Source organism: Marichromatium sp. AB32, assembly GCF_003718675.1.
GTDB lineage: Bacteria > Pseudomonadota > Gammaproteobacteria > Chromatiales > Chromatiaceae > Marichromatium > Marichromatium gracile.
This window is the reverse complement of record NZ_RHFJ01000035.1, coordinates 1-23,704: the sequence shown is the minus strand read 5'-3', so window position 1 is coordinate 23,704 and position 23,704 is coordinate 1. Positions and strand designations below refer to the sequence as shown.

The following is a 23,704-nucleotide window of genomic DNA, read 5'->3' as shown; positions in this document are numbered from 1 at the left end:
GGCGGGCATGAGCTGGTATCGCTGGAGCGGGGAGGATCTGGAGCTGTCGTTGCGGGTGCAGGTGCGCGCGCCGCGCGACGCCTTCATCGGCCCCGATCCCGGTGGCGAGTATTACCGGGTCCGGATCAAGGCCCCGCCGGTCGATGGCAAGGGCAATCAGGCGCTGCGGCGGTTCGTCGCCGACGCCTTCGGGGTGGCACCCTCGCGGGTCACCCTAATCGGGGGCGAGCACGCACGCTACAAGCGGCTGCGCATCGAGGCGCCGCAGCAGCTCCCCCTACCCGTCGAGCGCCCCTGAAGCCGCGAGTCTTTCGCTCAATGTGTTCAACAGGAGATTGCGTTATGTTCAGACTTAGAGCCCTGCTGCTCCCGCTCGGCGTGGCACTGAGCCTCAGCGCCCCGGTCGGCGCCGAGACCGCCACCAGTGCCGATGGCTACCAGATCCACTACAACGCCATCCCCACCGCGACGCTCAACCCCGAGATCGCCAGTGAGTTCAAGATCCTGCGCAGCAAGCGCCGCGGCATGCTCAACGTCGGCGTGCGCGGTCCGAGCGAACAGGGCATGGGGGCGCCGACCCGCGCGCGCATCGAGGTCGAGGCCCTGACCCCGCCCTCGACCGAGACCACGCGTGTGCCGATGCGCGAGATCACCATCCCCGAGCGCGGCACCGTGCACTATGTCGGTGAGTTCCCGATCGAGGAGGAGCAGGTGATGGTGTTCCGCATCGCGGTGACCCCCGAGGGCAGCGATCAGACCACCGAGGTCGAGCTCGAACAGCAGTTCTTTACCGAGGACTGATCCCCGCCGCGCGCGTTCAGCGCAGCACCAGGAGCTGCCAGAGCGCGTGCACCCCGAAGCCCGTCACCACCGCCCCGGCGAGCTGGCGCACCCAGACGCGCTCGCCGAGCCTGGCGGCTGCGCCGGCGAGTAGCCCGAGCCCGACCAGGGTCGGCAGGGTGCCGGCGCCGAAGGCGAGCATCACCAGTGCGCCGCGTCCGGCATCGGCACTCGCCAGGGCGCTGATCAGCACGCTATAGACCAGCCCGCAGGGCAGCCAGGCCCAGATCAGCCCGATCAGCGCCGCCCGCGGCAGGCTGCGCACCGGCAGCAGCGCGCGCCCCAGCGGTTCGAGCCGGCGCCACAGCACCAGTCCCAGTCGCTCGCCGAGCGCGAGTACCCGCCACCAGCCGCCGAGATAGAGCCCGAGCAGGATCATCACCACCCCGGCGAGGCCATAGAGCACGCGCTGCACCGCCAGCAGCGGACCGAGTTCGACCAGCAGCGCCCCCAGCGCGCCGACCAGCGCCCCGGCCAGGGCATAGCCGGCGATGCGCGCGAGGTTGTAGGCGAGCAGGAAGGGCAGCAGACGTCGTGGCCGGGCACGGGTTGCGGGGTCGAGCCCGAGGGTGAGGGTACCGGCGACGCCGCCGCACATCCCCAGACAGTGCACGCCGCCGAGCAGGCCGACGAGGAAGGCGGTGGGATAGAGTCCCAGTGGGGCCTGTTCGAGCATCGATCGACTCCTCGCAGGGCGCGCGACCCTGCTCAAATGCACGGATGAGCGTTTATCCTATTGGGTCTGTGGCGCCGGCGCGGCCTGGTCGTGTCGGGCGCCGATCCCATCCATCCGACGTTTTCTTTCAGGACACGCCCCCATGATGCAAGACTACCAGCGCGACCTTCTGGACTTCGCGACCTCGATCGGCGCGCTCCGGTTCGGCGAGTTCACGCTGAAATCCGGCCGCCAGAGCCCCTATTTCTTCAATGCCGGTTTGTTCGACACGGGTGTGCGCCTGGCGCGGCTGGGCGAGGCCTTCGCCCAGCGCATCGTCGACGCCGGGGTCGAGTTCGACGTGCTCTACGGTCCCGCCTACAAGGGCATCCCGCTGGCGGCGACCACCGCCATCGCACTCGCCACCAAGCACGACCGCGACCAGCCCTATGCCTTCAACCGCAAGGAGGCCAAGGACCACGGCGAGGGCGGCATCATCGTCGGCAGTCCGCTGCGCGGCCGGGTGCTGATCATCGACGACGTGATCACCGCCGGGACCTCGGTGCGCGAGTCGGTCGAGATCATCCGCGCTGCCGGGGCCGAGCCCGCGGGGGTGGTGATCGCGCTCGATCGTCAGGAGCGCGGGCGCGATGTCCGCTCGGCGGTGCAGGAGGTCGAGGAGACCTATGCCATGCCGGTCTACAGCGTGGTCACCCTCGATGATCTCATCGCCTTCCTCGGCGAGCGCCCCGAGGCCGACGCGATGGCCGCCGCGGTGCGCGATTATCGCGCCCGTTACGGGGCCTGATCGCCGCACGCAAGCCAGGGAGGGCGGGCGCCGCCGCTGGTCTGCCGGTCCGTGAGCGCGGCGCGGCGAAGCCTCCCCGGCGGCGCTCAGCGCCCCTTCCTCGATCGTCAGGAGGTCTTGCGATGTCGAAGCGATCGCCCTGCCCAAGTCCACTCTGCTCGCTGGTCGTGGCGGCCTGTCTGTGCGGTTGTCTGCAGCAGGCCGAGGCGCGCCTGTATCGCTGGGTCGACGAGACGGGCAACATCCATTATTCCGATATCCTGCCGGCCGAGTCGGTCGATCGCGGGCATGTCGAACTCGACACCCGTGGCGTCGAGCGCGAGACGGTCCCGCCCGCGCCCTCCGAGGCGGAGATCGAGGCCGCTCGCGCCCGCGCGCTGGCACAGATGTATGACGACTACATCCTCGCGAATTATCGCAACGAGGAGGATGTCCGCATGGTCATGCAGGGGCAACTGAGCGCGCTCGACGCCCGCATCCAGGTGCAGCGCGACGGCATCCGCCGCGAACGGACGCGTCTCGAGGCGCTCGCCACCGAGCGGGCCGAGGCCGATCAGGGGCAGGCCGAGACCCTGCGTACGCTGGAATCCGAGGTGATCGAGGTCGAGCGACGGATTCTCGAGCACTATCGGCGCATCGTCGGTCTGGAGCGCTCCAAGGACGCGGCGCGCCGACGCTTCGCCGAGGTGCTGGAGCGGCTGCGTGAGCTACGTGGGCTGGACGGGGAGGCGGCGGCGCCGCTCCCGGTGCCATCCCATCGTCTGGTGTGTGGTGAGCGCGCGCGCTGCGCGCGCGACTGGACGCGGGCGCGGGCCTATCTGACGGAGCGCTTCGCGCCGCCCGAGTTGCACCAGAGCATCGATCTGCTGATCGCCCGGGTGCGTGACGAGCGCGAGGTGCGGGTGCTCACCCTGGCCCGGCTGAGCGGGCTGGAGGGCGGCACCGTGCTCTATCTCGACCTGCAGTGCCGCAACCGGCTGACCGGCGCCGACGACTGTATCGACGCCGCCGCCAAGGCCACGGTCGCGGGCTTTCGCGACGCGCTGCGGTCCCCGCGCTGAGTCTCAGCGGCTGCGGATCAGGGTACCGACGCCCTCGTCGGTGAACAGATCGAGCATCACCGCGTGCTCCACCCGGCCGTCGATGATGTGCGCCGAACGCACCCCGGAGTGCACCGCGTCGAGCGCACAGCGGGTCTTCGGCAGCATCCCGCCGGAGATCACCCCCTCCTCGATCAGCGCCTCGACCCGCGCCGCGTCGATCTCCTTGATCAGCGTGCCCTCGCCGTCGAGCAGCCCGGGGGTGTTGGTCAGCAGCAGCAGCTTCTCGGCCTCGAGCACCTCGGCCATCTTGCCGGCGACCAGATCGGCGTTGATGTTGTAGGCGCGACCGTCCTCACCGACCCCGATCGGTGCGATCACCGGGATGAAGTCGCTCTTGACCAGCATGTGCAGGACGTGGGGGGCGATGCTCTCGACCTCACCGACATGGCCGAGGTCGATGATCTCGGAGGCCTTGAGCTCGGGTGCGCCGCGGCGCAGCACCAGCTTGCGGGCGCGGATCAGGTCGCCGTCCTTGCCGGTGAGACCGACGGCATGGCCGCCGTGCTGGTTGATGAAGTTGACGATCTCCTTGTTGACCAATCCGCCGAGGACCATCTCGACCACGTCCATGGTCTCGGCGTCGGTCACCCGCATCCCCTGGACGAACTCGGTGGCCTTGCCCAGACGCTTGAGCAGCGAGCCGATCTGCGGGCCGCCGCCGTGGACGATCACCGGGTTGATGCCGACGAGCTTCATCAGCACCACGTCGCGGGCGAAGCCCTGCTTGAGGCGCTCGTCGACCATGGCGTTGCCGCCGTACTTGATCACCATGGTCTTGCCCTGGAAGCGACGGATATAGGGCAGCGACTCGTTGAGGACGTGGGCGATGGTATGGGCGCGTTCGTTTGCGAGTGTCATCTGTGGTGTCCGGGTCTGTCGATGCGTCGGCGCGCCGGGCGGCGCGGGTGGGACGCGGGTGGGGCGAGCGGAGACGATCGGCGCGTCTTCGCAGCGGGTGCGCCGGGGCGGTCCTGGAGGCCGATGGCGGGCGTCCCCGGCGTGGCGCGGCGCCGCGCCGGCGGTCCGCCGGCGCGCGCTCTGGCGCTCGATTCAGTGTCTGCCGGTGTGGCCGAAGCCGCCCGCGCCACGGTTGGTGGCGTCGAATGCATCGACCACCCGCAATTCGGCCTGCAGTACCGGCACCAATATCAGCTGGGCGATGCGCTCACCGGGTTCGATACGGAAGGAGGCCGTACCGCGGTTCCAGCAGGAGACCATCAGCGGTCCCTGGTAGTCGGAGTCGATCAACCCGACCAGGTTGCCGAGGACGATGCCGTGGCGATGGCCCAGCCCGGAGCGCGGCAGGATCATCCCGGCGACGCCGGGCTCGGCGATGTGGATCGCCATCCCGGTGGGCAGCAGCTCGGCGTCGCCGGGGGCGAGCTCGAGCGGGGCCTCGAGCATGGCACGCAGGTCGAGCCCGGCCGAGCCGGTGGTGGCGTATTGCGGCAGTGGATAGTCGCGCCCGAGTCGGGGATCGAGCAGCTTGACGTCAAGACGATGGTGCATGGTGTTCGAGATAGCGTTCGGCGATGAGTTCGGCCAGCGCCCGCGCGAGTCGGGGCTTGGCCATCATGGGCAGGTCGCGCTGACCGTCGGGCCAGAGCACGGTGAGCGCGTTCTCCTCGCGTTCGAAGCCGCCGCGCGGACCGCCGACACGATTGGCGGCGATCATATCGAGCCCCTTGTCGACGAGCTTGCCACGGGCATAGTGCTCGACCCGCTCGGTCTCGGCGGCGAAGCCGACGGTGAAGGGGGCGGGGCGGCGCGCGGCGACCTCGGCGAGGATGTCGGGGTTGCGTTCGAGACGGATCTCGAGCGCGGCGTGTTCCTTCTTGATCTTGGTCTCGGCCGGGGCGACCGGACGATAGTCGGCGACCGCGGCGGTGCCGACGAAGAGTTCACAGGCGTCGGCGCGGGCGATCACCTCGGCGTGCATCTGCAGCGCGGTCTCGACCTGCACCACCTGCTCGACCGGCGGTGGCGTCAGCGCGGTGGGGCCGCTGACCAGGGTCACCCGGGCGCCGAGCGCGGTGAGCGCCTCGGCCAGCGCATAGCCCATGCGCCCGGAGCTGCGGTTGCCGAGATAGCGCACCGGGTCGAGCGGCTCGCGGGTGGGGCCTGCGGTGAGCAGCACCCGGACCCCGTCGAGCGGTCGCGCCGGGTGCAGCGCGGCGGCGATCTCGGCCGGTTCGAGCATCCGCCCCGGGCCCTCGTCGCCGCACGCCTGGACGCCGACGCCGGGGCCAATCACCTGGACGCCGCGCGCGCGCAACCGCGCCAGGTTGTCCTGGGTGGCCGGGTGGCGCCACATCTGTTGGTTCATCGCCGGGGCGATCGCCAGCGGTGCCGGGCTGGCCAGCACCAGGGTGGTGAGCAGGTCGTCGGCGATGCCGGCGGCCAGCCGCGCCATCAGGTCGGCGGTGGCCGGGGCGATGAGGATCTGGTCGGCCCAGCGGGCGAGCTCGATGTGGCCCATCCCGGCCTCGGCGCCGGGGTCGAGCATCTCGACCCGCGCCGGGCGCCCGGAGACGGCCTGAAAGGTCAGCGGACCGACGAAGGCGGTGGCCGCCCGGGTCATCACCACCTGTACCTCGCAGCCCTGCTCGCTGAGGCGACGGACCAGCTCGACCGACTTGTAGGCGGCAATACCGCCCCCGACCCCGAGCAGGATGCGGGATCCCGCGCTTGGTTGAGTCGACAAATCGTGTATCCTTGGTGTTCGAATCGGATCAGTTTAACGCAGATCACCGGGTGCGAGCGCGACCGCCGAGCGTGGCCGGACGGCACCCGGCGGGAGACCACGGCGATGCCGATCCGCGACTGGCCGAGTGCCGAGCGCCCGCGCGAGAAGCTGTTGGCGCACGGCGCGCAGGCGCTCACCGACGCCGAGCTGCTGGCGATCTTCCTGCGCACCGGGGTAACCGGCAAGAGCGCGGTCGACCTGGCGCGCGAGCTGCTCGCCGACTACGGCGGGCTGCCCGGTCTGCTCGCCGCCGACCAGCGCCGCTTCTGCGCCGGCAAGGGGCTGGGCACGGCCAAGTACGCGCAGCTCCAGGCGGTACTCGAACTCAGCCGCCGCTATCTGTTCAGCCGCATCGGCGGCGCCGATGCGCTCAGCGACGTGCAGTGCACCCGCGACTATCTCAAGCTACGTCTCTACGGCTCGCCGCACGAGATCTTCGCCTGTCTCTTCCTCGACACCCGCAACCGGGTGATCCGCTACGAGGAGCTGTTCCGCGGCACCGTCGACGGCGCCAGCGTACACCCGCGCGAGGTGGTGCGACGGGTGCTCGAGACCAATGCCGCAGCGGTGATCTTCGCCCACAACCACCCCTCCGGGGTCGCCGAGCCGAGTCAGGCCGATCTACGCATCACCGAGCGGTTGCGCGCTGCCCTGGCGCTGATCGACGTGCGCGTGCTCGACCACTTCGTCATCGGCGCCGGCGCGGGCGTCTCCTTCGCCGAGCGCGGCCTGCTCTGAGTCCGGGCGCGGCCGCTCGCTCGGCCAGCCCGGCTCGGGCAGCTCGCCCTCGGTCATGATCGGGCGCATGGCGTGGAGCATGTTGGCGAACAGCCCCTGGTGCTCGCGCTCCTCGCGCGCCAGCAGGGTCTTCATGTAGGCGCGCTGCGAGGGCATGGTGAAGCAGGCCGGGCAGCTGTCGGGCACCACCGGCAGCCCGGCGTGGGCGGCGAAGTCGGCGGTCTGGCGCTCGCGACAGTAGGCCAGCGGGCGGATCACCCGCAGGTCGCCCTCCTGGTTGCGATAGTGCGCCTTCATGGTGCGCAGCTGGCCGCCGTGGAACAGCGACATCATCAGGCTCTCGGCGAGGTCGTCGAGGTGCTGGCCGAGGGCGAGCACGTTGTAGCCGTGCTCGCGACAGAGACGGTACATGATGCCGCGTTTCATCCGCGAGCAGTAGGCGCAGAAGGAGTCGCCGTCCATGTGCGTCTTGGCCTGCTCCATCAGCGGCTGCTGCTCGTAGTGCCAGGGCACGCCGAGGCGAGTGTAGTAGTCCTTGAGCGGTTGCGGGTCGAACCCCGGCACCTCGGGGTCGACGGTGAGCGCGGCGAGCTCGAAGCGTACCGGGGCATAGGTGCGCAGATGGGCGAGGACGTGGAGCAGCGACAGCGAGTCCTTGCCGCCGGAGACGCCGAGCAGGATGCGGTCGCCGTCGCCGATCATGCGGAAGTCGGCGATGGCGCGGCCGACCTGACGCAGCAGGGACTTCGGGGGTTTGACGAGGTGCGCGGTGGTTGAACTCATGAATGGTGTCGTCAGGCGATGCGCGCGCGCGGCGCGTGCGAATGATGGGTGAATCTGTGCACCTCGACCGTCCAGGTCGAGGCGCGTGCCTCGAGGATCAGGCAGGAGGGGCCGCCGTGGGTCCGGGTGCGACCGGCCGCGCCCGGGTTGAGCACCCAGGGCGAGACGTCGGTGTCGACGACCAGCCGATGGCTGTGACCGTACACCAGGACCCGGGCCTCGGGGAAGCGTCGGCGCAGCCAGCCGTGGCGGTCGCGCGCCGGGGTCTGGTGGCCGTGGATCACCACCAGGGTGCCGCCGGGCAGGGGGTAGGCGCGCCACTCCGGCAGGTGCTGGAGCAGCTCGCGGTCGGCGCTCGGCCACTGGCGCGGCGAGTCGTTGTTGCCATAGACCGCGAGCACCCGCCCCTGACGGGGTTGCAGGCGCGCGAGCACGGCGGCGTTGCCGATGTCGCCGGCGTGCACCGCGAGGTCGCAGTCGCCGACCAGTTGCTCGATACGTCCATCGAGGCTGCCGTGGGTGTCGGCGAGCAGGGCCACGCGCAGCGCGGGTTCGGGTTGTGGGGCGGGGGTCGGCATGATCTCGGTCCGTGAATGACGTGTGCTCGCCGCGGCGGTCGCCGCTCGGCGGTGGTGTCCGTCCGCCGTGGCGAACCCGTCAGTCTACTGATGATTCTCAATGTGAGGGTGACCGATAGGCAGCGACAAGGGTGTGGGGTCTGGCACAATCGATGGTCCGGTATCGACGCCGGCCATCCCTTCAGCCGAGGAGTGCACGACATGTCCAGCTCCACCCAGGCCAGATCCACCAAGCCCCAACTGTTGGTCCGCAACGCTCGCATCGCCGATATTCCCGCCATCCGCGCCCTGGTCGCCAAGGTCTACCAGAGCGCCGGCATGGGCACCTATTCGGCAGCGATGTTGCGCGGCCAGATCAACAATTTCGCCGAGGGACAGTTCGTCGCCGAGTATCAGGGCGAGATCGTCGGCTACTGCGCCACCTTCCTGATCAGCGGTCAGTTCGCGCTCAAGCCCCATACCTGGGCCGAGATCAGCGGCGGCGGCTATGCCTCGCGGCACGACCCCGACGGCGACTATCTCTACGGCATGGAGGTCTGCGTCGACCCCGATTATCGCGGGCTGCGCATCGGTCAGCGTCTCTATGACGCGCGCAAGAAGCTGGCGCGCGCCTGGGACGCCAAGGGGATCGTCTTCGGTGGCCGGCTGCCGACCCTGGCGCGACGAGTGCGCCGCTTCGACGGTCCCGAGCACTATCTCGAGGAGGCCAAGGCCAGCCGCCAGCGCGACCCGGTGCTCGCCTTCCAGATGCGCAACGGCTTCGAGGTGCTCGGGCTGCTGCCGGACTACCTCAAGGAGGACAAGGAGTCGCTCGGGTATGCGGTGCATCTGCTGTGGCGCAACCCCAATGCCCCGGACGAGCAGGAGGAGCGTCGCGCCAAGAGCTATGGGGCGCGGTTGCCCGACACCGTGCGGGTGGCGACGGTGCAGTACATGCAGCGCCGGGTGGGGTCGTTCGATGAATTCATCGATCTGGTGCGCTATTTCGTCGACGTCACCGCCGACTATCGCGCCGACTTCGTGGTCTTCCCCGAGCTGTTCTCGCTACAGCTGCTGTCGATGGAGGACCAGGAGCTGTCGCCGGCCGAGTCGATCGAGGCGCTCACCAAGTACACCACGCCGCTCAAGGAAGCGCTCAGCGAGATGGCGGTGCGCTACAACATCAACATCATCGGCGGTTCGCACCCGACGCGGATGGCCAATGGCCGGGTCGAGAACATCTGCTACGTCTGTCTGCGTGGCGGCGAGGTCCACGAGCAGCCGAAGATCCACCCGACCCCCAACGAGGTCTACTGGTGGAACATCGAGGGCGGCGACTCGCTCAACGCGATCAACACCGACTGCGGTCCCATCGGGGTGCTGATCTGCTACGACTCGGAGTTCCCCGAACTCGGCCGTCATCTCGTCGACCAGGGCGCCAACATCATCTTCGTGCCCTTCTGCACCGACGAGCGCCAGTCCTATCTGCGGGTGCGCTACTGCTGTCAGGCGCGGGCGGTGGAGAACCAGTGCTATGTCGCCCTCTCGGGCAACGTCGGCAACCTGCCGAACGTGCACAACATGGACATCCAGTACGCCCAGAGCTGCATCCTCACCCCCTGCGACTTCCCCTTCGCGCGCGATGGCATCGCCGCCGACACCACGCCCAACGTCGAGACCGTGGCCTTCGCCGACCTGCGTCTCGAGGCGCTGCGCGCGGCGCGCAACTCGGGCACGGTGCAGAACCTGAAGGATCGACGTCACGATCTCTACACCACGGTGTGGCGCGAGCGCTGAGGGACGGGGCGTGCCGGGGCCGCAACGACGCGCCCCCGGGCCGGGTGTCGGCACCGGGGGCGTTGCGGGCTCGGGGGCCCGCGTGGTGGATGATCACTTCACCTCGACGCGGCGGCGCTCGGCGCGCTCGGTCTTCGGCAGGTGGACCTCGAGGACGCCGTCCTCGAAGGTCGCCTCGACCCGCTCGGTGGCGACCTCATCGGGCAGCCGGATGCTGCGGGTGAAGCCACCGCGGGCGATCTCGGTGTGGCAGTAGGTGCCGTGCTCCTCGCGGGTCTCGTGCGCCCGCTCGCCCTTGATGGTGAGCAGCCGTCCGCTGAGTTCGATCTCCAGGTCCTTGCGGGCCACGCCCGGCACCTCGGCGCGGACCAGGATCTCGTCGTCGCGGTCGATCACGTCCATCCGCGGTACCACCGCCGTCGCCTTGGTCTCGGCGTCCCAGCCCGGCCACAGCCCGGGGAACGGACGCTGCAGCCAGCCCTGTCGCATCATCTGCTCGAAGGCGCGATCCATCTCGTCGAAGAGGGTCGGCGCGCGCTGCGCGCTGGTCTCGGCGGGCATCTTCGTCTTGGTCTTCATGGCACTCCCCTCCTCCCTCGCATCAGCTCGGGGTTTCTGCTTCAAGCATAGCCTGTCGGCGGCCGTTTTCAATCCCGATCATTTCGTTTTTATTTCTTTTATAACATGTGTTTATAGCGATTCTTTCGGCGTCTTGCAGGTCGCGAGATCGGCCGCCAGCCGACGGCTTGCGCCGTAGTCGACCTTGCCGCTGCCGAGCCTGGGGATGCGCTCGACCTGATGGATCTCGGCGGGCATCTCCAGCGGCGTCATCCCCGCCGTGCGCAGCTGACCGCGCAGTTGGTCGAGTTCGAGCACGGCGCTGACCAGCAGCACGATGCGCTCGCCCTTGCGCGGGTCGGGCAGGGTGGTGGCCACCAGGTCGAGCTCGGGGCAGGCGAGCGCGGCCTTGACCTGCTGCTCGACATGACCGAGCCCGACCATCTCGCCGCCGATCTTGGCGAAGCGCGAGTAGCGCTCGACGATGGTGAGGAAGCCGTCGGCGTCGACCCGGCCCTTGTCGCCGGTGCGGTACCAGCGCATGCCGTCGAGGGTGATCACCGTCGCGGCGGTGCGTTCGGGGTCGTCGAGATAGCCCTTCATCACCTGCACCCCACCGATCAGGATCAGCCCCTCCTCGCCGGGGGGCAGGGTGCGCAGGTCCTCGGGGTCGACGATGCGGAAGCTGGTGCCCGGCAACGGCATGCCGACGCTGCCCGGGCGCGAGCCGATCTGCACCTTCCAGGTGGCGGTCTCGAGCGCGTCGGGGACGTTGACGCTGGCCACCGGGGTGGTCTCGGTGGCGCCATAGCCCTCGTAGATCGGCTTGTTGAAGCGCAGCAGGAAGGACTTGCGCACCTCCGGGTCGAGCCGCTCGGCGCCGGCGACCACCACCCGCAGCGACTGCAGCATCAGCGGGTGCACCCGCGGGTGGCGCAGATACAGCCGCAGGAAGCTCGAGGTGCTGCACAGCACGGTGGCGCGGTAGCGGGCGATGGCGCGGGCGTTGGCGAGCGCGTCGGTGGGGTCGGGGTGACAGACCACGGGGATGCCCTCGAGCAGCGGCAGGAAGGTGGTGACCGTCAGCCCGAAGGCGTGGAAGGGCGGCAGGTTGGCGAGGATCAGGTCGTCGCGCTCGGTGTTGAGCACGTCGGCGATCTGGCGCACGTTGGCGAGGATGTTGCGATGGGTCAGCTCGACCCCCTTGGGCAGGCCCTCGCTGCCGCTGGAAAACAGGATCGCCGCGGTCTCGTCGGCATCGAGCCGGGCGCCGAGCGCGCGCAGCAGCCAGCGCGGCGGCAGCAGCCGGGCGAGGACGATCAGCAGCAGTGGCCGTATCCGACCGATCCGCCCGCGCAGGTCTTCCAGCGCCACCGCCTCGACCCCGTCGAGTGCCGCGTCGAGATCGATGCCACGCTGCGCGAGCCGGGCGCGAAAGCGCCTCGAGGTCAGCACCACGCCGCAGTCGGCGCGCGCGATCGACTGGCGCAGCACCTCGGGCCCGGTGGTGTAGTTGAGGTTGACCACCGTCTTGCCGGCGAGCAGCGCGGCGAGGTTGGCGAGCGCGGCGCCGACGCTCGCCGGCAGCAGGATGCCGACCCGCGGCCCGGGGCAACGGGCGCGGACCTCGAGGGCGAAGGCGAGCGCCGCGCCGGCGAGTCGGGGCTGACCCAGACTGGCGCCCTCGGCATCGGCCAGACAGACCCGCGCCGGGGTGCGCCGATTGGCCTCCAGCCAGGCCTCGGGCAGGCTCGGCAGCTGTTCGACATGGCGCTGCCAGGAGCTCACCGAGAGTTCGAACACCGCCTGCTTGACCTGCTCGGCGCTGCTCTCGCGCGTCATCGGCGCGCCGAAAGCGACCACCAGGTCGCGGGTGCGCCCGACCCGGCGGTTGGCCTTGAGTTGGTCGCTGGCGTACGAGAAGCGGCTGCCCCAGAGCCCGCGCAGATAGAAGGGCACGATCACCGCGTCGGTGGCCGCGCTGGCGGCGCGCTCGAAGCCGCGCTTGAAGGCCGAGAGCTGGCCGTTCTTGCTCAGCGTGCCCTCGGGGAACAGACAGACCACCTCGCCGGCCTCGAGCAGCCGGGTCACCCGCGCGGTGGCCTCGCGGCTGGCGCCGCCGGAGATCGGGATCACCCCGAAGAAGTCGAGCAGGTGGCGCAGGTACCAGCGCTCGTAGAGCCCGCGTTCCATGACGAAGCGCACCGGGCGCGGCGCGGCCATCTGCACCACCGCCCAGTCGATCCAGCTGACGTGGTTGCCGAGCAGCAGCACGCCGCCGAGCGGCGGTAGCTGCTCGACCCCGATCACCGCGAGGCGGTAGCGGGTGGCGAGCAGCCGACCGGCGACGAAGCGGGCGAGCGACTGCGGCAGGTGATAGAGGGTGTAGCCGGCGCCGAGCAGGGCGGTCAGCGCCAACACCCCGAGCAGCGCACCCGGGGCGATGCCGAGCGCGAGCGCGGCGGCCACCGCCAGCGTGCCGCCGAGCACCCCGGCGCGCGAGAGCGCCTGAGCACACCCCAGTGCGCTGCCGTGGCGGGTGGTGACATGGAACTGGATCAGCGCCTGCAGCGGCACCAGGAAGAGCGCGCCGGCGAGTCCGAAGGCGGCGAGTGCGAGCACCTGGGCGCCGCCGGAGAGCCCGGGTAGCAGCAGTAGCGAGACGGCGACGCCGATGGCGCCGAAGGAGGCGAGCGCGCTCTCGATATGATCGCGTGAGAGTCGTGCGGCGAGCAGTGCGCCGAGCACGAGCCCGACGAGCCCGGCGGCCAGCGGCCACAGCAGGGGCAGTGGACGCTCGTCGAGCGCGGCGGGGAGACCGAACAGCAGCCCGGCGGCGATCGCCCAGAACAGGGTGAGGCCGATCAGCGAGCGCCAGATCACCGGGTTGGCGCGCAGCGCCCGGACCTCGGCGAGTAGGGCCCCGGCCAGCGGCGGTTCCGGCGCCGGTTCGGGCGCGCGCGCCAGGGCGCGGGTCAGCGCGAGCTGGGCGAGCGCGGCCAGCACCAGCGGGACGAGCGCGGGGAGCAGTTGGTGCAGCCGTGTCGCCAGGTCCGCGCCCGTGGGGGTGAGGAGCAGCAACGACCAGCCGGCGAGCAGCCCCAGCCCGAGCGCGCCGAGCAGCTGGGCATTGGCCACCCCGAGCCGGTGCTTGCCGGTGAGCCCCTGGAGGCGCGCCACCACCGCCGGGGCGAAGAGGGCGAGCTGGGCGCCGAGCAGCAGCGCCGCGAGCCAGGGCGTGCCCGGCCAGCCGCGCCACTGCAGTCCGGCGAGCGTCGCGACCAGCAGCGCCTGGGTCCAGGCGGCCAGCCGCAGCACCGGGGTGGCGCCGCGGCGGTCGATCCGGCCACCGATCGCATGGGCCAGCAGCGCCGAGGGTGCGAGCAGCAGCGCCCACACCAGGGGCTCGGCGAGCGGCGCGGCAGCGGCGGGTGACAGCGCGCGATGCAGCAGCGCCAGCACGCCGCCGGCGACGAGACCGTTGAGTGCGACCAGCGCCTGCAGCTGAGTGGTGGCGGTGGGCTGTGGCGACTGATCCATGGAGCGATCCTCGCGTACCGAGTCGGGTGGGAGGCGGTGACCTTCCACCCGAGTCTAGGCAGGCGGATGCGCTCGCGCCATGGCGCGCGCCGCTCAGTCGTCTTCGGGGATCTCGGCCTCGAGCGCGACCTGGCGACCGACGGCTCCGAGCAGCTGGATGACGAAGAACAGCCCGCGCCTGACCTCCGGGTCGTTGAGCTGGCGCGAGAGCTGCCACAGGGTCGGCGGCTCGCTGTCGGCGGCGGTGGCCGAGGCGCTGCGCAGCGCGTTGCCGGCCGACCAGCCGGCCCACACCACCTCCTCGAAGGCCTTGGCGAGCTTCTGGGTGAGCTGGTCGTCGGCCATGTCGATGAAGTCGGAGGTGGCCGAGAGCAGGTCGACGACATTGTGCAGGCGCCGCGTCTGCAGCAGTGGGGCCAGGTGTTCGGCGAGGTCGCGCAGCCCTGCGGCGGTATCGGGGTCGGCGAGCACCGCTGCGGCGTCCTGGGGTTTGGTGGCGGTCAGCATGATCGGGTCCTCCTCTCCACTACACCAGACCGCGTGCCGTGGCCCAGTAGACGCCACGGTTGAAGGTCTTGCGCATCAGCCCGCCGACCTTGGTCGGTGGGGTCGGTTGGACGTCCTGGTCGTAGTCGTACCAGAGCGGCATCCCGGCCTCGAGCCCCATCTGCGCGATCGCCTGGACGCGACCGTCGTAGACCGCCGGGGTGGCGCCCTGGCGCAGGTCGAAGGCGATGTTGTCGATGATCACCGGCGACTGGTTGTGACAGGAGCCGCCGGCCTTGGAGATCGGCAGGTCGACGGTGTCGCCCATGCAGTAGACGTTGGGGTAGCCCTTGAGCTGCAGGCTGCGACGGTTGGTCGGTAGCCAGCCCTCGTCCTCGGCGGCCTCGGAGACGCCGGAGTTGATCACCGCGTCGACGGCGCGGATCGGCGGGGTCGACATCAGGATGTCGAAGTCCTCGCTGTCGCCCTCGCTGGAGTGGGCGACGCGGGCATCGGGGTCGACGCGTTCGAGGGTGAAGCCGCGTTTGAAGTGGATGTCGCGGTCGCTGAAGATCTGCGGCAGGACCTCGCAGGTCTGCTTCTGCATGAACAGACAGTTGCGCAACAGTTGCGAGACGCTGGGATAGGTGTAGAGGATCTCGACGCGGTCGCGCACGCCGCGCCGGCGCAGCAGCTCGTCGACCATCAGCGTGGTCTCGATCGGCGCGATCCCGCACTGGTGGGGGACGTCCGGGGTCTTGGGGAAGGTGACGGTGATGAAGATGCGCCCGCGCTCGATGGTGCGCAGCTTCTGCGCCAGACGCCGGGCCGGCTCGAACTGGTAGAAGTGGTCACCGGCCTCGGCCAGCCCCTCGATGCGCTCGGGCGCGGGCAGGCAACCGGTGGAGACGACCAGATAATCGTAGTCGTAGTGGGCGCCGCTGCGGGTGTGCAGACGGCTGGCGGAGAACTCGAAGGCCTCCACCTCGTCGACCACGAAACGCACCTCGGGGCGCAGCAGGGTGGCCTGTTTGCGACGTAATTCGGCCTTGTGGTACATGTCGAAGGCGACATACATGAAGGCCGGCTTGTAGTAGTGCCAGGGTGAGTTGGAGATCAACATCACCTCGACCTGGTTGCGCCGGATCTCGACGCCGAGCTTGGAGACCATGTTGTTGGCGGTCATGGTGCCGCCGATGCCGCCACCGACGATGACGATGCGCTTCTTCATCATCCACCCTCGTCTCGTGTTGCGAACCTGAGTCGGACGGGCCGGAGGCCGGGTGCTCGCCCGGCGCCGCCTCCCGGGCGGTTGCCGATCCCGTGCGCGTCCCGTTCCCGGGCGCGCTTCAGTGCCATGCGGGGCCGCCCGGACGGCTGGTTCGCGAACAGTCGTGGCGGGGCGACTCGATCCCTCATGGTGTCGCGATCCACGGTACTTGGCCGCTGGGGAAAAGGGAATAACCGAGTTTTCCAATCTGAAAAGGTCCCTGTCATGCCCGTCGATCCGTCCCCTTCCGTCCCCGTCGATCCGGTCGATCAGGTTCGCCGGGCGATCATCGAGTGCCTGAACCGCTTCTATGCCATCGAGAGCGGGATGTGGGGCGATCCGCTCTCGAGCCTGATGATCCGTACCGTGATCCAGGCGCGGCTCGAGGGCCGTCCCCACGACATCTCCTCGTTGAGCACCTGTCTCGACCTGAGCCTCGCCACCGTGCACCGCAAGCTCAAGCGCATCGCCGCCGACGGCTATATCGAGATGCGCCGCGAGGGGCGCTCGATCCGGCTCTATCCGACCGAACGGGTGGAGGTGCTGTTCGACACCCGCTTCGACGAGATGATCGAGACCCTGCGCGCGCTCTACGGGCGGGGCGAGGGGAGGGCGTCGGACTGGGGGCCGCCGCGACCGTCCTGTGTCGACGACGGCGATGACTGAGCGCGCTCAGTCGGTCAGCCGGCCGGCTTCGTAGTCGGCGATCGCCTGGTCGATCTCGGCCTGGGTGTTCATCACGAAGGGGCCGTAGTGGGCAAGCGGCTCGGCGAGCGGCCGGGCGGCGATCAGGAGTGCGCCCGCGCCCTCTGTCCCCGCGGTCAGTCGCAGTCCTTCGGTGTCGTCGAGTTCGGCGAGTTGGTGACGCCTGATGCCGTCGTCGGCGATCGCGACCCTGCCCTGGTGGACATAGAGCAGCCGGCGCCAGCCCGGGGTCGCCGGCGGGTCGAACTCGCCGTTCGGGTCGAGCGCGAGGTCGAGCAGCAGGGGGGCGCACGCCGCCTCGGTGAGCGGGCCGTGCGTCTGCGTGCCGGCGAGTTCCAGGTCGCCGGCGATCACCCGTACCCGACAGCCCGGGGTGGGAGCGAGCCGGGGGATCTGTGCGGCGGGGATGCGCCGGTAGGCGGGGTCGCTGAGCTTGTCGCGCGCCGGCAGGTTGAGCCAGAGCTGCAGCCCGTGTGCCCGACCGTTGCGCAGCACGGGTTGTTCGGCATGGATCACGCCGCGCCCGGCGCGCATCCAGGCGACGTCGCCGGTCTCGACCAGATCGCGGTTGCCGAGATGGTCGGCGTGGGCCATGGCCCCGTCGAGCATCAGCGTCAGGGTCTCGAAGCCTCGATGCGGGTGCTCGGGGAAGCCCGGCGGGGTGTCGTGCCGGTCGGTGATGGCGAAGTCGTCGAGCAGCAGCAGCGGGTCGAGCGCACCCATCCCCTCGCGGGCGAGGATGCGCTGCAGCCTGACCCCGGAACCGTCGGAGGCGCGGCGCGCGTCGATCAGTCGGCGGTGGCCTGGGGGGGCCATCTCAGTGCACCAGCTCTGCGGCCAGTGCCTGTACCTGCTCGGTGGCCCGGGCGATGCTCGCGCGACGGGGCTGGTCACCGAGATTGAGTCCCTCGGCATAGATCAGGCGCACGTCGTCGATGCCGAGGAAGGGCAGCATGCTCGTCAGATAGGCCGCGACCGTGTCCTCGGGGCTGTCGCGGTGGATGCCGCCACGACTGAGCAGGGCCACCGCGCGCTTGCCCTCGAGCAGCCCGACCGGCCCCTGCTCGGTGTAGCGGAAGGTCTCGCCGGCGCGGGCGACGTGATCGAACCAGCTCTTGAGCTGCACGGGGATGGCGAAGTTGTACATCGGTGCGCCGATCACCAACAGATCGGCCTCGCGCAGCTCGGCGATCAGTGCGTCGGATCGCGCGACCCTGGCCTGTTGGTCGGCGTCGCGCTGCTCGGCAGGGGTGGCGAAGGCGGAGACGCCGGCGGCGTCGAGCGCGGGCAGTGGTGTGGCGGCGAGGTCGTGATGGGTGACCTCCAGCGCCGGGTGGTGCGCGCGCAGGGCGTCGACGAGCTGTGCGCCGAGGATGGTCGAGACGCCCTGGGCGGCGAACAGGCTACTGTCGAGATGGAGGATCTTGTTCATGGTGTCCGGCTCCGGTCGGTGATGCAGAGAGGCTTTCAGTTCAGGATAGAGCTGGATTTCGTCGTCTTTCATGTGAATATTCGCGCTTTCCCATCAAGAATTTAGATCAGTCATGTCCAAGCCCCCACGCACCTCGCTCGAACACTGGGCCATGCTCCAAGCGGTGATCGATCACGGCGGGTTCGAGGCGGCAGCCGAGGCGCTCGGGCGCAGCCAGTCGGCGATCAGCTATGGCATCAAGCGGCTGCAGGAACGATTGCCGGTGGCGTTGCTCGAGCAGCGCGGTCGGCGCAGCCTGCCGACCGCTGCCGGTGAGCGCTTGCTGCGGCGGTCGCGGGTGTTGCTCGAAGAGGCGCAGCGTCTCGAACGGCTGGCCGCGACCCTCGCCGAGGGCTGGGCGCCCGAGGTGCGGCTCGCGCTCGATGCCGTGGTGACGCCGCAGGCGCTGGTGGTGGAGGCGCTCGCGGCCTTTGCCGGCGAGGCGCCGCAGATCAGGGTGGAGTTGATCGAGTCGGTGCTCTCCGGGGCGAGTGATGCACTGTTGCAGCGTCGGGTCGATCTGGCGATCACCCCGCTGGTGCCGCCGGGGTTTCTCGGCGAGGCGCTGATCGAGGTCGAGTTCGTCGCCGTCGCCCACCCCGAGCACCCGCTGCATCGGTTGGGACGGACGCTGGGGATCGCCGATCTGCGTCAGCACCGTCAGGTGGTGGTGCGCGACAGCGGACAGCAGCAGATCGATCGCGGCTGGCTGGGGGCGGATGCGCGCTGGACCGTCTCGCAGCTGGAGAGCGCGGTCGCGCTCATCCGCCGGGGGCTGGCCTTCGCCTGGATCCCGCGGGCCGCGATCGCCGCGGCGCTGGCGAGCGGCGCGCTGCGCGAACTCGATCTGGTGGAGGGCGGACGCTATCGGGTGACCCTGTATCTGGTGCACGCCGAGCACGATGAGGCGGGACCGGCGGTCGATGCGTTGACCCGGTCGCTGTTCGAGGCCGCCGCACGCGTGGCGGATTAGATCGCCGCCGGCCATGGGGCCGGCGGCGGGACGGGTCAGCGCAGCAGGTGCAGGAAGTGCATGTGCTTGTGGTACTGGCTGATGATGTCGTTGATCACCGCCTCGCGCGACCAGCCCATCACGTCGTAGTCCTGACCGCCCTCGCCGAGGTGGATCTCGGCGCGGTAGTAGCGCTGCTCCTCGGGCGCGTCCTCGGCGGAGAACTCGGGCTGGATGAAGGCCGGCTTGATGTGCGAGCGGCTGCGCACCTCGTAGATGAAGTCGACCTCCTCGCCGAGCATCACCATCAGTCGCACCCGATCACGCTCCTCGTCGAGTTCGACGGCGGTCTCGAGGTCGTGCTTGCGCAGCTCGTTGGCCACCGCCTCGCAGGCGGGCCGGGCGATACGACGCATGAAGCGGCGCACGTTCTCGCGGCTGGGCGCGTCCATGATGGTACCGAGTCGGTCCTGCCAGTCGCCGAGTCGCTCGCTGGGGGCGATCGGGGCCACGTTCATCTGCAGGCTGTCGCGCTTGGCCGCGTCCACCCTGAGCGCCTTGAGCAGGCCGAAGGTGGCGATCAGCAGCACCACGGCGAAGGGCAGCGCCGAGGCGATGGTCATGGTCTGCAGCGCGCCGAGTCCGCCGGCGACCAGCAGCACCGCGGCGACCACGCCCTCGCCCGAGGCCCAGTAGATGCGTTGCCACAGCGGGGTGTTGTCGTGACCGTTGGAGCAGAGCATGTCGACCACCATCGAGCCCGAGTCCGAGGAGGTGACGAAGAACACCACCACCATCACCGTGGCCACCACCGAGAGCACGCCCGACATCGGGAACTGCTCGAGGAAGGCGAACAGCGCCAGGGTGACATCGCTCGAGACGGTGTCGCCGAGACTGGTCAGCCCCTCGTTGAGGATCATGTTGATCGCCGAGTTGCCGAAGAAGGTCATCCACATCAGGGTGAAGCCGCTGGGGATGAAGAGCACGCCCATGGCGAACTCGCGGATGGTGCGCCCGCGCGAGACACGGGCGATGAACAGCCCGACGAAGGGCGCCCAGGACAGCCACCAGCCCCAGTAGAGGATGGTCCAGCCGCCGATCCAGTCGGTCTTCTCGTAGGCGTAGAGGTTGAAGGTGTTGCGCACGATGTCAGAGGCATAGGAGCCGACGTTCTGCACGAAGGCCTGGAGCAGGAACACCGTGGGGCCGGCGAGCAGCACGAAGGCGAGCAGCAGCACCGCCAGGCCCATGTTGAGCTCGGAGAGCCGACGGATGCCCTTGTCGAGGCCGGTGGTGACCGAGATGATCGCCAGCAGGGTGACGCCGGCGATCAGCAGCACCTGGACACCGACCCCGACCGGGACGCCGAAGAGGTGGTTGAGCCCGGAGTTGACCTGGAGCACGCCGTAGCCGAGCGAGGTGGCCACACCGAACACGGTGCCGACCACCGCGAACACGTCGACGGCATGACCGATGGGGCCGTAGATACGGTCGCCGATCATCGGGTAGAGCGCCGAGCGCAGGGTCAGCGGCAGGCCGTGACGATAGCTGAAGAAGGCCAGGATCAGCGCCACGATGGCATAGATCGCCCAGGCGTGCAGACCCCAGTGGAAGAAGGTGATCTTCATCGCCTCGCGCGCGGCGGCGACGGTGGCGCCGTCGCCGACCGGCGGCGAGAGAAAGTGCATCACCGGCTCGGCCACGCCGAAGAACATCAGCCCGATGCCCATGCCGGCGGAGAACAGCATCGCGAACCAGGTGGTGTAGGAATAGTCCGGGCTGGAGTGATCCGGTCCGAGCTTGATCTCGCCGTAGCGCGACAGTCCCAGGAAGGCGACGGTGATCAGGATCACCGCTACCGTCAATACGTAGAACCAGCTGGCGTTGTCGACGATGCCCTGCTGGAGGTGCTGCAGCCAGGCGTCGGCGGTCTCAGGAAAGGCCGCTGCGATCACCACCATCAGGATGATCAGGGCGGAGGCGGTATAGAAGACTGGAGGGTTGAGTCGGGCTTTTTCTGGAGTGGATTGCATTCATTACCCTTTGGGGTCTTCGGTTTGCAGTCCGATAAGAGTAAATGCAATCGCGTCTGACGGGCAGTCTGGAGCACGTTTCGTGGTTTTTTGGTGGTCTTGCGCGTCGTTCAGCGTCGCCAGAAGGCGGGCGAGAGGATCACCAGGATGGTGAGGACTTCCAGTCGGCCCAGCAGCATCGCGACGACGGCGATCAGCTTGCCGAGATCGCTGACCGTGGCGAAGCTGGTGGCGACCTCGCCGAGTCCGGGACCGAGGTTGTTGATGCTGGTGGCCACCGCGCTGAAGGCATCGAGCGGAGCGAGCCCGGCATGGATCATCAGCAGGGTGAGCAGGGCGAAGGTGGTGAGATAGAGGGCGAAGAATCCCCACACGGACCGTGCCAGTCGCGAGTCGACGGTGCGCCCGCCGAGACGCAGCGGCAGCAAGGCGCGGGGATGGATCTGCTGGCGGATCTCCAGCAGCCCCTGCTTGACCATCAGCAGCACGCGCAACACCTTGATGCCGCCGGCGGTGGAGCCGCCGCAGCCACCGATGAAGCTGATATAGATCAGCAGGATCGGCAGGAAATCCGGCCAGTGGGCGAAGTCGACGGTGCCGAAGCCGGTGCTGGTGACCACCGAGACGACCTCGAACAGCGCATCGCGCAGGCTCTCGTCGAGTCCCTCGTAACCGCCCTCGAGGCGGAGCACCACACCGATCAAGAGTACACAGCCGAACACCAGCGCGAGGAAGGCGCGGGTCTCGGCATCACGCAGATAGCGCATCGGCTCGCGGCTGCTCCAGGCCGCGTAATGCACCGCGAAGTTGATCGCCGCGAGCAGCATGAAACAGACCGCCACCGTCTCCACCGCCGCGCTGGCGAAATAGCCGATGCTGGCGTCATGGGTCGAGAAACCGCCGGTCGAGAGCGTCGAGAGGCTGTGGCAGAGGGCGTCGAAGGGCGTCATTCCGGCCAGCCAGTAGGCCAGGGCGCAGGCCAGGGTGAGTCCGAGATAGAGCGTCCACAGGGTGCGCGCGGTCTGGGTCAGGCGCGGGGTGAGCTTCTCCTCCTTGAGCGGTCCCGGGGCCTCGGCGCGATAGAGCTGCATGCCGCCGATGCCGAGCAGCGGCATCACCGCCAGCCCGAGCACGATCAGTCCCATGCCGCCGAACCATTGCAACTGCTGACGATAGAAGAGCAGCGCGCGGGGCAGGGTGTCGAGCCCGCTGATCACCGTCGCGCCGGTGGTGGTGACCCCGGAGGTGGACTCGAACAGGGCGTCGACCGGTGCCAGCCCGAAGCCCTGGTGCAACGGCCAGGCGCCGAGCAGGCTGAGCAGGATCCAGAACAGCGCCACCACCAGATAGCCGTCGGCGACGCCGAGGGTGCGCGCCTGGTGGCGCCCACCGAGCCAGAGCAGGGCGCCGAGCCCGATCGAGCCGAGCATCGGCCAGAGGAAGTGGCGCCACTGCGGCTCGCCGTACCACAGCCCCACCGCGATCGGGGCGAGCAGGGTGAGACCGAACAGCAGCGCGTAGACCCCGACGATGGCACCGATCAGTGGCAGTCGCATGGGCGTGGTCTCCGCTGGTTTGGCCGCGTGTGCCCCGGCTCAGCCGGCGAGCCCGAGCACCTCGAGATAGTGTGCGGCACTGCGCTCCTGACGATAGGCCGCGACCGCCCGGCGCAGGGTCGCCGGCGGCAGCGGCGCGTCCAGGGTCGCGGTCATGGCGCGTGCCAGCGCCTGGTCGTCGCCGACCGCGACCAGCGGGCCGTAGCGACCGCCATCGAGCAGTTCGCGCGGACCGCTCGGGCAGTCGGTGGCCACCGACGGCACGCCGAGCGCGAGCGCCTCGGTGAGCACGTTGGGCGAGCCCTCCCAGGCCGAGGAGAGCACGAACTGCCGGGCGCGGGCGATGAAGGCGTAGGGATTGTGCTGGAAGCCGGGCAGGGCGACCGCCGCGCCGATCCCCAGTTCGCGGGCGAGGCGCTCGAGTCGTGCCCGGCCACCGCCCTCGCCGAGGATCATCAGCCGGCACTCGGGCCGTTCGGCATGAACTCTGGCGAAGGCGCGCAACAGGGTCGGGAAGTCCTTCTGGCGCTGTAGCCGCCCGGCGCCGAGGATCACCGGGGGGGCGGCGTCGGCGAGCCAGGGATGGGGGCAGGGCGCGGCGGCCTGCTCGGCCAGCTCCGGGGTGATCACCGGGTTGCGGATCACGCCGATGCGCGCCGGCTCGAGCCGGGCGATCCGCGCGGTGTCGGCCGCCACCCCCTCGGAGACGGCGACGATGCCGTCGAGCCGGGGATAGAGGACGCGGATCGGGGCATAGCGCAGCCAGCGCGCGAGCGCGTCGCGCTCGGCCATGGCGGTCGAGAGATGGGTGCCGAGCCGCAGCACCAGCCGGGTGTCGGTGCCGGCGAGGGCGCGGGCGATCACCGCCGCACGCCCGGCGCGGTCCTTGGCCGCGAGCAGGGCCGCGGGACGACGGCGGCGCAGATAGCGCGCCAGCGCCGGGATGGCCAGCTGGGTGTGATCGACGCCGAGGCGGATCTGTCGGACCTCGGGCGGGAGACGTTCCAGGTGCGGACCCTCGGCACGCACCAGCAGCAGCTCGACCGGCTGACCGAGATCGACGAGACCACGGATCAGGTTGACCAGCATGCGCTCGACCCCGAGAT

At 69.7% G+C, this 23,704-nt stretch carries 23 protein-coding genes; 8 read left to right on the top strand and 15 right to left on the bottom strand.

What is annotated here, in order from left to right; genetic code table 11:
* The first annotated feature begins 7 nt into the window (after positions 1-7).
* A complete protein-coding gene (locus tag EBL85_RS11405) occupies positions 8-298 on the top strand; it encodes a DUF167 family protein (RefSeq protein WP_123138983.1) in 291 nt (96 codons plus the stop codon).
* 44 nt (positions 299-342) lie between these two features.
* On the top strand, positions 343-801 hold the full coding sequence (locus tag EBL85_RS11400) for a DUF4426 domain-containing protein (RefSeq protein WP_165913409.1): 459 nt from the start codon (positions 343-345) through the stop codon (positions 799-801).
* A gap of 16 nt (positions 802-817) precedes the next feature.
* Here EBL85_RS11400 and EBL85_RS11395 read toward each other — a convergent pair whose 3' ends face one another.
* Positions 818-1,516 carry a sulfite exporter TauE/SafE family protein gene (locus EBL85_RS11395; RefSeq protein ID WP_123142973.1) on the bottom strand — a complete coding sequence of 233 codons (699 nt, stop codon included), beginning with the start codon at positions 1,514-1,516 and terminating at the stop codon, positions 818-820.
* A 145-nt stretch (positions 1,517-1,661) separates the two neighbouring features.
* Between EBL85_RS11395 and pyrE the strand changes: the two genes are divergently transcribed.
* Positions 1,662-2,303 (top strand): orotate phosphoribosyltransferase, encoded by a 642-nt coding sequence (gene pyrE, locus EBL85_RS11390; RefSeq protein ID WP_123139323.1) that lies wholly within the window; start codon positions 1,662-1,664, stop codon positions 2,301-2,303.
* Between the two features lie 122 nt (positions 2,304-2,425).
* Entirely contained in the window at positions 2,426-3,364 is a 939-nt protein-coding gene (locus EBL85_RS11385; protein ID WP_123142972.1) for a DUF4124 domain-containing protein, read from the top strand.
* A 3-nt stretch (positions 3,365-3,367) separates the two neighbouring features.
* Here the strand turns inward: EBL85_RS11385 and argB are convergent, their stop codons facing one another.
* The 3 genes from argB to coaBC form a co-directional block, all read right to left on the bottom strand.
* A complete protein-coding gene (argB, locus tag EBL85_RS11380) occupies positions 3,368-4,264 on the bottom strand; it encodes an acetylglutamate kinase (protein WP_123138979.1) in 897 nt (298 codons plus the stop codon).
* Positions 4,265-4,456: 192 nt separating this feature from the next.
* Positions 4,457-4,915 (bottom strand): dUTP diphosphatase, encoded by a 459-nt coding sequence (gene dut / locus EBL85_RS11375; protein ID WP_123142971.1) that lies wholly within the window; start codon positions 4,913-4,915, stop codon positions 4,457-4,459.
* The gene (gene coaBC, locus EBL85_RS11370; RefSeq protein ID WP_123142970.1) at positions 4,899-6,110 is read right to left on the bottom strand and encodes a bifunctional phosphopantothenoylcysteine decarboxylase/phosphopantothenate--cysteine ligase CoaBC; all 1,212 of its coding nucleotides are present in this window, start codon (positions 6,108-6,110) and stop codon (positions 4,899-4,901) included. Before coaBC ends, dut begins: the two co-directional genes overlap by 17 nt.
* A gap of 105 nt (positions 6,111-6,215) precedes the next feature.
* Here coaBC and radC point away from each other — a divergent pair, with 105 nt between their 5' ends.
* Positions 6,216-6,890, top strand: a complete 675-nt coding sequence (gene radC / locus EBL85_RS11365) for a DNA repair protein RadC (RefSeq protein ID WP_123138976.1) — start codon at positions 6,216-6,218, stop codon at positions 6,888-6,890.
* On the opposite strand, the gene EBL85_RS11360 is transcribed toward radC, so the two are convergent.
* Both EBL85_RS11360 and EBL85_RS11355 read right to left on the bottom strand, forming a co-directional pair.
* Positions 6,774-7,673, bottom strand: coding sequence for an ATP-binding protein (locus EBL85_RS11360; RefSeq protein WP_123142969.1), 900 nt, complete (start codon positions 7,671-7,673; stop codon positions 6,774-6,776). The genes radC and EBL85_RS11360 overlap by 117 nt on opposite strands.
* Before the next feature lie 11 nt (positions 7,674-7,684).
* On the bottom strand, positions 7,685-8,251 hold the full coding sequence (locus tag EBL85_RS11355; RefSeq protein ID WP_062271568.1) for a metallophosphoesterase: 567 nt from the start codon (positions 8,249-8,251) through the stop codon (positions 7,685-7,687).
* A 201-nt stretch (positions 8,252-8,452) separates the two neighbouring features.
* Between EBL85_RS11355 and EBL85_RS11350 the strand changes: the two genes are divergently transcribed.
* Positions 8,453-10,027 carry a carbon-nitrogen hydrolase family protein gene (locus EBL85_RS11350; RefSeq protein WP_123138974.1) on the top strand — a complete coding sequence of 525 codons (1,575 nt, stop codon included), beginning with the start codon at positions 8,453-8,455 and terminating at the stop codon, positions 10,025-10,027.
* Positions 10,028-10,120: 93 nt separating this feature from the next.
* Here EBL85_RS11350 and EBL85_RS11345 read toward each other — a convergent pair whose 3' ends face one another.
* From EBL85_RS11345 to EBL85_RS11330, 4 genes are all read right to left on the bottom strand, one after another.
* Entirely contained in the window at positions 10,121-10,606 is a 486-nt protein-coding gene (locus tag EBL85_RS11345) for an Hsp20/alpha crystallin family protein (RefSeq protein WP_123142968.1), read from the bottom strand.
* A gap of 111 nt (positions 10,607-10,717) precedes the next feature.
* A complete protein-coding gene (locus EBL85_RS11340; RefSeq protein ID WP_123142967.1) occupies positions 10,718-14,125 on the bottom strand; it encodes an MFS transporter in 3,408 nt (1,135 codons plus the stop codon).
* Positions 14,126-14,218: 93 nt separating this feature from the next.
* A complete protein-coding gene (locus EBL85_RS11335; RefSeq protein WP_123138971.1) occupies positions 14,219-14,632 on the bottom strand; it encodes a DUF1641 domain-containing protein in 414 nt (137 codons plus the stop codon).
* 19 nt (positions 14,633-14,651) lie between these two features.
* Positions 14,652-15,845, bottom strand: coding sequence for an FAD/NAD(P)-binding oxidoreductase (locus tag EBL85_RS11330; RefSeq protein ID WP_223806126.1), 1,194 nt, complete (start codon positions 15,843-15,845; stop codon positions 14,652-14,654).
* A gap of 261 nt (positions 15,846-16,106) precedes the next feature.
* On the opposite strand from EBL85_RS11330, the gene EBL85_RS11325 reads away from it, so the two are divergent.
* Positions 16,107-16,547, top strand: a complete 441-nt coding sequence (locus tag EBL85_RS11325) for a winged helix-turn-helix domain-containing protein (RefSeq protein ID WP_123142966.1) — start codon at positions 16,107-16,109, stop codon at positions 16,545-16,547.
* Positions 16,548-16,553: 6 nt separating this feature from the next.
* Here EBL85_RS11325 and EBL85_RS11320 read toward each other — a convergent pair whose 3' ends face one another.
* Both EBL85_RS11320 and EBL85_RS11315 read right to left on the bottom strand, forming a co-directional pair.
* Positions 16,554-17,402, bottom strand: a complete 849-nt coding sequence (locus EBL85_RS11320; RefSeq protein ID WP_123142965.1) for a pirin family protein — start codon at positions 17,400-17,402, stop codon at positions 16,554-16,556.
* Between the two features lies 1 nt (position 17,403).
* Entirely contained in the window at positions 17,404-18,018 is a 615-nt protein-coding gene (locus EBL85_RS11315; RefSeq protein ID WP_123142964.1) for an FMN-dependent NADH-azoreductase, read from the bottom strand.
* Between the two features lie 112 nt (positions 18,019-18,130).
* On the opposite strand from EBL85_RS11315, the gene EBL85_RS11310 reads away from it, so the two are divergent.
* On the top strand, positions 18,131-19,030 hold the full coding sequence (locus tag EBL85_RS11310; RefSeq protein WP_123138966.1) for a LysR family transcriptional regulator: 900 nt from the start codon (positions 18,131-18,133) through the stop codon (positions 19,028-19,030).
* Between the two features lie 35 nt (positions 19,031-19,065).
* On the opposite strand, the gene EBL85_RS11305 is transcribed toward EBL85_RS11310, so the two are convergent.
* The 3 genes from EBL85_RS11305 to EBL85_RS11295 all read right to left on the bottom strand — a co-directional run.
* The gene (locus tag EBL85_RS11305; RefSeq protein ID WP_123142963.1) at positions 19,066-21,042 is read right to left on the bottom strand and encodes a choline BCCT transporter BetT; all 1,977 of its coding nucleotides are present in this window, start codon (positions 21,040-21,042) and stop codon (positions 19,066-19,068) included.
* Between the two features lie 110 nt (positions 21,043-21,152).
* Positions 21,153-22,598: a TrkH family potassium uptake protein gene (locus EBL85_RS11300; protein WP_123138964.1), complete on the bottom strand. Its 1,446-nt coding sequence runs from the start codon at positions 22,596-22,598 to the stop codon at positions 21,153-21,155.
* Between the two features lie 39 nt (positions 22,599-22,637).
* On the bottom strand, positions 22,638-23,704 hold a 1,067-nt coding region (locus tag EBL85_RS11295), incomplete at its 5' end, for a glycosyltransferase (RefSeq protein ID WP_223806125.1).